General features: G+C 42.4%; 9 protein-coding genes. 2 read left to right on the top strand and 7 right to left on the bottom strand.

What is annotated here, in order from left to right; translation table 11 throughout:
* Both GWI56_RS17685 and GWI56_RS17680 read right to left on the bottom strand, forming a co-directional pair.
* Positions 1-443, bottom strand: a 443-nt coding sequence (locus GWI56_RS17685) for an IS110 family transposase (protein WP_198573661.1), incomplete at its 3' end; no start/stop codon positions are given.
* Between the two features lie 113 nt (positions 444-556).
* Positions 557-784, bottom strand: a complete 228-nt coding sequence (locus GWI56_RS17680; protein ID WP_198573660.1) for a DUF4224 domain-containing protein — start codon at positions 782-784, stop codon at positions 557-559.
* Positions 785-1,100: 316 nt separating this feature from the next.
* Here GWI56_RS17680 and GWI56_RS17675 point away from each other — a divergent pair, with 316 nt between their 5' ends.
* Positions 1,101-1,241 carry a hypothetical protein gene (locus GWI56_RS17675; RefSeq protein WP_198573659.1) on the top strand — a complete coding sequence of 47 codons (141 nt, stop codon included), beginning with the start codon at positions 1,101-1,103 and terminating at the stop codon, positions 1,239-1,241.
* A 364-nt stretch (positions 1,242-1,605) separates the two neighbouring features.
* Here GWI56_RS17675 and GWI56_RS17670 read toward each other — a convergent pair whose 3' ends face one another.
* The 5 genes from GWI56_RS17670 to GWI56_RS17650 all read right to left on the bottom strand — a co-directional run bounded on the left by GWI56_RS17670 (position 1,606) and on the right by GWI56_RS17650 (position 7,472).
* Complete coding sequence (locus GWI56_RS17670) at positions 1,606-2,040, bottom strand: hypothetical protein (protein WP_011717190.1); 435 nt, start codon at positions 2,038-2,040, stop codon at positions 1,606-1,608.
* 89 nt (positions 2,041-2,129) lie between these two features.
* Positions 2,130-2,621, bottom strand: a complete 492-nt coding sequence (locus tag GWI56_RS17665) for a hypothetical protein (protein WP_198573658.1) — start codon at positions 2,619-2,621, stop codon at positions 2,130-2,132.
* 419 nt (positions 2,622-3,040) lie between these two features.
* Positions 3,041-3,997 (bottom strand): IS1595-like element ISSod11 family transposase, encoded by a 957-nt coding sequence (locus tag GWI56_RS17660; RefSeq protein WP_198573657.1) that lies wholly within the window; start codon positions 3,995-3,997, stop codon positions 3,041-3,043.
* Positions 3,998-4,358: 361 nt separating this feature from the next.
* Positions 4,359-6,452: a hypothetical protein gene (locus GWI56_RS17655; RefSeq protein WP_198573656.1), complete on the bottom strand. Its 2,094-nt coding sequence runs from the start codon at positions 6,450-6,452 to the stop codon at positions 4,359-4,361.
* A 432-nt stretch (positions 6,453-6,884) separates the two neighbouring features.
* Positions 6,885-7,472, bottom strand: coding sequence for a hypothetical protein (locus GWI56_RS17650; RefSeq protein WP_198573655.1), 588 nt, complete (start codon positions 7,470-7,472; stop codon positions 6,885-6,887).
* Positions 7,473-7,880: 408 nt separating this feature from the next.
* Between GWI56_RS17650 and GWI56_RS17645 the strand changes: the two genes are divergently transcribed.
* The gene (locus tag GWI56_RS17645) at positions 7,881-8,447 is read left to right on the top strand and encodes a hypothetical protein (RefSeq protein ID WP_198573654.1); all 567 of its coding nucleotides are present in this window, start codon (positions 7,881-7,883) and stop codon (positions 8,445-8,447) included.
* Positions 8,448-8,469 lie beyond the last annotated feature (22 nt).

Genomic DNA, 8,469 nt, shown 5'->3' with positions numbered 1-8,469 from the left:
ATGCCGTATTCCGCTAACATCCCTCTGACTTGATTGATTAAGGCGGTTGATTGTTTGTTTAAACGCTCACGCATGCGGTGGAGAAGTTGTACATCTTGTTGCGCGACGCCTTTTGGCTTCACAAAACGCATGTTGGGTCGCTGCGCCGCTTCTGCGATGGCTAAGGCATCGTTGTAGTCATTTTTATTACCTTGCCGAAAAGGCACCACAAATTGAGGGGCGATCAACTTGACGTTATGGCCCAACAGCTCAAACTCTCTGGCCCAGTAATTTGCTCCACCACAGGCTTCCATCACAATCAGACACGGCTCTATTTGAGCAAGAAAGGGAAGCAAGTCTTTGCGTCTAAGCATTTTCTTTTTAATTAACTTGCCCGCTTTATCGACGCCAACAGCATGAAAAACAGACTTTGCGATATCTAAACCGATTGTAGTAATCTTCATAGGTGGACCCGTCCTCTTTCTGATGAGTTTTAGCGACTACATCGTGGCCCATTGCGAGGCCGATTAAAAGTGGATGGGTCCATTCCATTATCCATGCATCTTCTGGTTTGCGTTTAGCCATTGCTTATTGCTCCAAAATTAGGAACATTGTCATTTGCTACCGCTCGATGTGTAAATGGGTAGTTTACCGCCGTCCATGTCACTACAGGCTTACCGTCACTACGTAAGTGATAATGTATTCCTTGTAACTTTAGTTGCTTGATTTGGGCGCTTGCTTTCGTATAGCCGGTTAGCTCTATTAATTGTTGATCTGTTAGCATTTCGTTTAAAATGGTCGCCATATTAGTTATCCATAATGCTTGAGCAAAGAATTATTCATCCTTTCGCTCCAATATATTTGCGACTATTTTCTCATTCATTTTTTCAAGTTATGAACTCTCAAACTGCCCAATACGGACACATAAAGCCTTTTTTATGGTGATTAAAATTGGAGTTAACGCCTATCCCGCTTGTTGTAAAGATACAAGCTTCCGAAAGTCACCACTGTGAAGAAAACGAATAATCCCAGTAATCCCCATATTAACGGCGTCATCGCTCATCCCTCTCGTTATTTAACATCTATTGTTTATAATAGCTTGGACTTGGAAGGAGGGCATTATGGCAAGAACGTTAGAGCAGATTCTGGAGCAGGAAAAACCAGGGGTGGTTTTGCAAGCCAATGAGAAGGCTGCGGAAATTCTAAAGGATATTGATGAAAAGGATGACCCTTCAGCCGCTAGCGATCAATCAGGCGGCTGACGACGAAGTGGATGCAAAAACTTTCACATGTGAAAGTTTATCTGCCTCAGCATGATTCAACTGAAGGTAAATAAACTGTGGGAGAGGAATAAAGTTTCATACTAAACAGTCAAGTAGCCCTGTTTGTATCGTTTTAGATTAAACGTGACCAGAAATATAGATTCATACTGATTGCTACTTGCTAGTCTAAATCGAGCTACAACTGAGCATTAAAGTATCATACTGTTTGTAACTCATTTGGGGACAAAAGCGTCATAGACCCTTTGCTCTAACTCTTCAGTTTCGGATTAAAATTTTTATGGAGATAACGCTTTAAACAGCGGAAAACGCGAGCGCAGCGAGTGGTTTTCCGATGTTTAACTTGTTAGGCATTTGACTCACCAAGAAACTCAGAGATCAAATGCCATTTCTCCTCATATGCTTCGTAGTTGGGAATATCTTTGAGATTTACCTTGCCCCAGTCTTTGCTGCGTGGAGCAGACTCAATTACACCAACAGGAAAAACATAATACCTTGGTGGCAGAACTTCTTTTTTGCCATCTTTTGAACCGCGATTAAGCAAAACCACAACAACGAAATCACAGCCGAAGTTTTTGATGGGAAAGCCGCCAGCACCAGTGCGCCACCTACTTTTGACCTGAACCATGGCAGATTTATTTGATTCAGGGTTTGTAGCAACCAAATCATAGCCCGGCATGTTCGTATACGTTTTATACGAGGCGATCTTGTGTAACAGAAGCTGACCTAGAACCAAAAATTCAGCACCCTCAGCTTCCAGCCTTGTATCTAATCTTGGCATGTGACTCCTTGATGCCTAACATTTGGTTAAGGGGCGGGCTTTAGCCCGTCCCAGTGAGCGAAGCGAACGATTTGAACCAGTTGTTAGAACTACGTGCGCACAAAGCTAGCAATCAAATTCATGATCTTATCCTGTGGATAATTTAAACTGGCAGACCTGAAAGTATCTTGCGTCATTTTTTTGAATGAAGGCTGGATTGCTCTTAGTTTTTTTATAGCTTCCTTGTCGAAGGCTAATAAATCTCGAACATTCTTTGCGGCATCTACATAAGATGCCATATTCGTATAGCCTGAGGCTTGGTATTCTCTGGCGATATAATCTTCAGAGTAAAGTGTTGCCAGTCCTTCTTCAATAACAGGTGCCTCGCGTTTACCATCGGGAGCTAATAGATGAACAACCTCGTGAGCCAATTGATAATGAGCTAGCACTTCATTGTTTAGTGCATTGACATTTAATTGGATTGCAATATTACCGCAATTTCCAGGAAACCAATTTTGAGGGCCGTTTCTTTCAAATTCTATGCCGACAAACGTCCATGATTTATCTCGCTCGCCATATAGACCTTCAATTTCTCTGACCATGGCTCCAAGGCGACTAGCTAGAGTCCACGTGTAACCATCGTTAGTTGGTAGTGGCCGTGTAAGGTAATGATTTGGATGTATCACGGATTTTCCTAGTAGTTCTAACATGTTATTAGTGCGCATGCGTGTTTACCTCGTTGGACCAGTTCAAACGCGCACGGTTAACTATTTGTATGCAAAGAACTTATCAGCTTTCTGCCAAATACACCATCTGCAAAAATGCGCATGCGCGTTTTCCAAACCTATTAACTAAACACCTGCCTCTATAGTCAATTGATTTTATAGCGTTTTATTTATTGCGGACGGAGTTAGTGCGCACCGTTCTTGTCTTCAAATCATCCCCAAATACCTAAATTTAAATACGACTGTATACCCATAAGGGCTATCCACTTAGCACGACCAACCACTATATATTGTGGTTATCGATTTTTAATTGATTGGTACGTTATCGGCTTAGAACGCGCTGCTTGCTCAAGCAATCTGTAGAATAATAATCCCCGTGAATCTGACTTTCTTCTGTTGAAGCGAAATGTAAACTCATCTAAATAATAATCAAGTTGCTTAGCCTTTACCGCACCTTGATACGTACCTAAAAGCCATCTTTTACATAATGATGAGACTCGATGTACCCCAGCCATTGTTTCATGTGCAGGTACAGATGAACCTAAATGTACTATCCGATTATGCTTATATCCTTTTTTGTCTATTTGTTTGTATGCTTGAGAACCATCACTACAAATTGTGCTACCAGGTTCTATTACATCTTGAATGAATTGATGGATATGTTCTTTAGTTGCACTTTCTACTTGCCTTAAACGTATCCGCCCAAATCCAGAGGGTGATAGCAGCTCAACAGCCACCAAAACTACAGCTTTACGCTTACCCTGTTGATTTTTAATAGATGATTTTGGAATGACCCCACCTATTAATGTTTCGTCAACCTCTACGATGCCGGACAGTTTATCTCTTTCAGGATCAACCATGGCATATCTTAACTTGTGCATTAAAGACCAAGCAGTTTGATAACTCCCAAGACCTAATAGCCTTTGGACTCCAAGAGCGCTGACCCCATTCTTTTGATTTGTAATAAACCATACAGCTGCAAACCAACTTTTCATGGGGGTTCTTGTTTTGTCAAAAAGTGTACTTGATGTTACTGAACACTGAGAACGGCAAGCATGACATTTTAACTTGCCATTACTTAACTGATAAGGTGATTGATAGCTCGAACAGCTTGGGCAAATGAATCCGTTTGGCCAACGAAGTGCGTAAAGGTAGCTGGTGCAAGATTGTTCATCATGAAACCAATCAACAAATTCGTCCCAATTTGTAGGGTAATCGACGCCAGCTTTTAATAAATACGATGAAGTTTTCATTACTACATATTGACACTGGTGGCGCTAAATGGATAGCCCTTATACCCATACATTGTTAGTCGATTTATGGTAGGGCCAAACATAGGCAAATAGATAAAAATTTGTATAGCAGCAGGAGTGGGAATTTTCGATTGAGCTAACGAGCCGAAACACTGAATGGGGCAGCTTAGAAACAAAGCTGGCGGCTAGCATCCAACTAAAACCGCCATATCAGTATGATACTTTAATACTCTTCTGCAGTTGCGTAGAGTGAAACGCATTTTTCTTGAATTGATGGTGACGCTGCGGGCACGTAGGCGTGTTTTATGTGTTGGGTATTGTGTATCAGCAAGCGGATGGTAACTTTCACATGTGAAAGTTTTTAGCCGGGGGTTGCCTCTGGTTGTTCAACAACTTTGACCTTGCGCCCAGATGGAGCATAAAACAGATACCATCCCCCAAATTCAGTGGTTTGTTCCGCCAGAACATCTTCCGTTTCTGTGTCAATTAGAGCCACTCTAATTCCATCTCGTTCAAGCTGGCCTTCAACTTCACGAATCTCAGTTAACGGCAAACGTAGTGTATTTATCCCGCCTCTAATCAATCTTGTTGATTCCACAGCTTTGTAACGAGGGGACAAGTTGAAGCCGCTACCTACCTGAATGGCGTAACTTTGATAAGGTGTGAGTGAATCAACGATGGCTGGTGTTACAACTTCTCTTTCTGCCACTGTTGCAGTGATACCTTTAACTTCGGGCTCAGTTGGTTCACAGATTCCGTTGAGGTTTAAATCCTTACACGCTGATAGCTCCAATTGGGCTTGGTTGCGTTGAAGGCCTCTTGAGAATCCAGTTCGGCCAAAACTCCCGCTAACAGACAAAGCAATATTATTGTCCCCATTAGATGATCGATTAAGGGACATTGATATTGTTGCTAAATCCCAGTTCCATATATCTGCACGTAAACTTTGTTGTTGCATTTCCCACCCATGACCAAAATTGTTAGCCGTGTAGCGGTAGGTGAGCCGCCCCAAGCTGAATCGTTTTGATACCTCTCCATTGAAACGTTCTATATTTTTAATACCATCAAGGTTTTTACTTTCACGCTCATAGGACGCCAAAATCTGCCAACCATCTGTCATGCTAGCAAGCATCCGCCCTCCAAAGATATTGAATTTGACACCATTGGTTAAACGGTTGGATAAGTATGGAGATAAAGAAATTGATGTATTCAGTGCCTCAAGACGAGCGCTGTGATATGTTCGTAGCGTCGTCTCCTGAGTTTCATAGCCGCCGTGCGTGCGGGAAGAGTACTGAATAGTTGGTTGGAAAAAAGAACGAGATGAAATGCTAAAAGAGCGTAGCTGAAAGTTATCCAAATCGCTAAATTGTCCGAAAATAGAGAACTTATCATTCTGCCAAGAGCTGTTCAGAGCGTATCCACTACTGCAATACCAAGTAGGTTCAACTGAAAAGTTATCTCTTGAGTATAAAGCTGAAAAATAATGTCTTTCCTGTTCATCCTGACCAGTGAAAAGCGACAATTCATTAGTCACTCCGTAGCTCAAGCGTCCAATTAACTTGCTTTCATCCGTGGTTGGAGACTTGCCTATAGCTACCTGGTAGTTTAGACCTCCTACTGGCGCAAGTCGTCCCGAAATGTCTCTTTCTACTGTTTTGGTGTCCGTTGTGCCATCGGGCAATACAGCGTCAAATTTATATAGATTATTGCTGTAATCCAGTTCGATTTTGTAAGAGAACGGCTCACTATCCAGAACCAAGGATTGTAAATAGGTTCCGTCACGGTAAACATCTACCCTTGTTCCAACAGGCCAGTAGAGCTCAATTTGGTCATTAGAAAATGAACCTGTAGCCAAATAGTTCTCGTTTGTTGTGGCAAAGCCATCCAATCCATATCGCTGCACTCGTCCCAGCTCAATGTCTTTTATATAGCGATTGTCTTCACTATGCCATTGTGATGAGAAATATGACTCTTGTCCTCCTATCCCCGCTCTAACATCAACATCAAGATCTGCGACGCGGCCTGTTCCCGTGATGTTACCTGCAATATCACCTTTGCTTTGATAGGTGAGAAAGTAGTCAAAGGATTTTACATCCAGCTTGGATACACTTGGTTCAATTGTAACCTCTGGCTTGACCTTTTTGGTTTTGGCTGTGTTACTACGTGGGTAAAAGTAGATGGTTTGTTCTGACCAAACAATTTTGGCATGACCAAGGTTGTTTAGCCTTTCCAGGGGAAGTGATGCTGTTGTGTTTACACCAGCAGCTTGCCATAGCCCTGGTTCAGCAATGGCGCTATCTACTTCACGAGAAACAAGGTACTCCCCCTTGTTTTGTCCGTTCACGACAAACTTCATCAGGTAGTCATCCGCACGTGTTGGTGAGGCTGTAAGTGTGAAAGCTGCGGCCAAGATAGAGGGCACAAAAACTTTCACATGTGAAAGTTTTTGCTTCATCACTCAGACTCCTCTCTGACTGGTAGTCTTAGTGTGATTCTTGAATGAACCCCTTGTTTTCCTTCACCTATTACGGCATAAGAAAATGCCATCTTGGCGTCTGGCGTCAATACTTTCCTATCACTCTCACGAGCTTTAACTACTTGCCGCTCTCCAGGCAGCAGTTGGAAGCGTCGGGGAAATACTTGTACCCCATCTGGTGGGGTGATTTTCACTATTATTGGCGAATTTAGGGTATTTAATACTGGGATTTCAGTCGTTGACTTACGACTGATCTCTACGTCATGGACTTTAAGTTGCAATGCAGTCGCGGGTGCAGATAGAAGAGTTGCTATCGTCGCCATCATGATTGAATTAATAAGGGACTTCATAGGGATCTCAGCGAGTGGCAATGGTCAGGGCCAACGTTTTGCTGGCCCTGACGCTATGGAATTATTGGTAATCGACGGTGAGATCGACTGTTCCAGAAAAGATCCCTTCCTCCCATGCACTGAGCTGCATGAATCCTGATGAGGCTGTGGCAGGTTGGCGATACGACCACGCGATGTAGAGTGCACCTGACGCAGAAGTAGTTGCTGCAACTGGTGCCGCGTTTACACCGGTTCCTGCACTCGTTTTGGAGATTGCATCCGCACAATCAACGTTTGAAGTCGTCAAGTTAACTTTCGGTGTTCCCGAAAAGCTTAAAGTTGCGCCACCTGGCGCAGTAGGATTTGACAGGTTAGTAATTGTAATACCAACGTTCTTAGCTATATCCCCTTGTACTTTTAAACACCCTGGTTGCGCTGTGTCCTCTGGGTTTTGTGCCAGGTGAGTTGACCAGCTTTTTAATGAGAAGCCACTTGTAGGTGATGCTCCTGCCTTTCGTTCTAGCGTCATTTTGTATGGCTGAATCTCGCTTATTGAAAGAGCTGGCGGTGTTGCTGCGATTTCTGCTGTTCCAGTACCTGTACCGGCAAAAGCACCAACTGAGGATAAAGAAACAACTGAGGTGATAGTGATAAGTTTTAATTTTTGCATTGCTTGTCTCTCCATTTGAATAAAAAATGCGTTTTTCGCATGGAGGATTTTGAATGCGATCACCAGATATTTTGGTACGCCAAATTGCCCTTTTTGGACAAAATGGAAAAGGGTCTAGGGTTATCGTAATTACGGTATTATGATAATTACAGTAATTTAAATTTGTTCTGACGTAACAAACTTAACTAAATGAAATTATTGGCTAATTTTGGTTTTTAAGTTGTTGGCAACTCCCTTTAAACTGATATTCTTTGAATAACGGTAGCTGGCCTTTAAACAGTATTTTCATTCGCGTAAGGATTTATTCCTTCGCACATCAAATAGCCCATTCATGATTTATGTTTGGGACACCAAGTAAGGCATGGGGTCTCGCTTGTTCATTGTTTTAAACTTTGAACAGGGGGCTTTATGCGTTCCAATGTATTCAAACCACTACCGTTCCTGCCAGATAACCATCACCTTAATCGATGGGCGTTTGGTTATTATTTGGTCAAGATTGGTTTTTCGAATTCAATAGTTCAAAAGGAAACTTCCTTCAGCTATAAACAAGTCAGAAAAATAAGAGAGGACCTTTCCATTCGTGAGCGTCGGTGTGCAACGTATGGGCAAAATATTTTGGCAAAGACAGACTGGATTATCTATTCATCTGCAACACAAATTTACAGTGAATTGCGCGAGAAACTAACTCATCTAGAATCAGTTCTTGAAGCATATGCATGGCTAAAAAGTAAAAAAGATTTTGATATTTCAGGCTTCTACAAAGCCTGTGAGGAAATCAGTACAGGTGAGGCATTTTTTGCTGGATGCGTACATTGTGATAATGAGGTTTTCAGTGGGCCGGGTTTGAGAGATAAAGTTGTTAGCTGCCGCTGTCCTGTGTGCGGTAAAACTAATTGGGAGCGGCCACAAACAGATCATCGCATTGGTCACATTGCAACATTACCTAGGTTGAATCATCAACAATCGTTATTCTAAGGAGCTCTGTTATGTACCAAAA

The sequence above is a fragment of the Shewanella sp. DW31 genome, assembly GCF_015767295.1.
Lineage (GTDB): Bacteria > Pseudomonadota > Gammaproteobacteria > Enterobacterales > Shewanellaceae > Shewanella > Shewanella oncorhynchi.
Note: the sequence above shows the minus strand (reverse complement) of the source record. Positions and strands in the feature narration are given on the sequence as shown.

Bases quoted from the DNA above. Each gene is read 5' to 3' on its own strand.
- GWI56_RS17680 (WP_198573660.1), bottom strand. From the start codon at position 784: ATGGCGACCATTTTAAACGAAATGCTAACAGATCAACAATTAATAGAG.
- GWI56_RS17675 (WP_198573659.1), top strand. From the start codon at position 1,101: ATGGCAAGAACGTTAGAGCAGATTCTGGAGCAGGAAAAACCAGGGGTG.
- GWI56_RS17670 (WP_011717190.1), bottom strand. From the start codon at position 2,040: ATGCCAAGATTAGATACAAGGCTGGAAGCTGAGGGTGCTGAATTTTTG.
- GWI56_RS17665 (WP_198573658.1), bottom strand. From the start codon at position 2,621: ATGGTCAGAGAAATTGAAGGTCTATATGGCGAGCGAGATAAATCATGG.
- GWI56_RS17660 (WP_198573657.1), bottom strand. From the start codon at position 3,997: ATGAAAACTTCATCGTATTTATTAAAAGCTGGCGTCGATTACCCTACA.
- GWI56_RS17655 (WP_198573656.1), bottom strand. From the start codon at position 6,452: ATGAAGCAAAAACTTTCACATGTGAAAGTTTTTGTGCCCTCTATCTTG.
- GWI56_RS17650 (WP_198573655.1), bottom strand. From the start codon at position 7,472: ATGCAAAAATTAAAACTTATCACTATCACCTCAGTTGTTTCTTTATCC.
- GWI56_RS17645 (WP_198573654.1), top strand. From the start codon at position 7,881: ATGCGTTCCAATGTATTCAAACCACTACCGTTCCTGCCAGATAACCAT.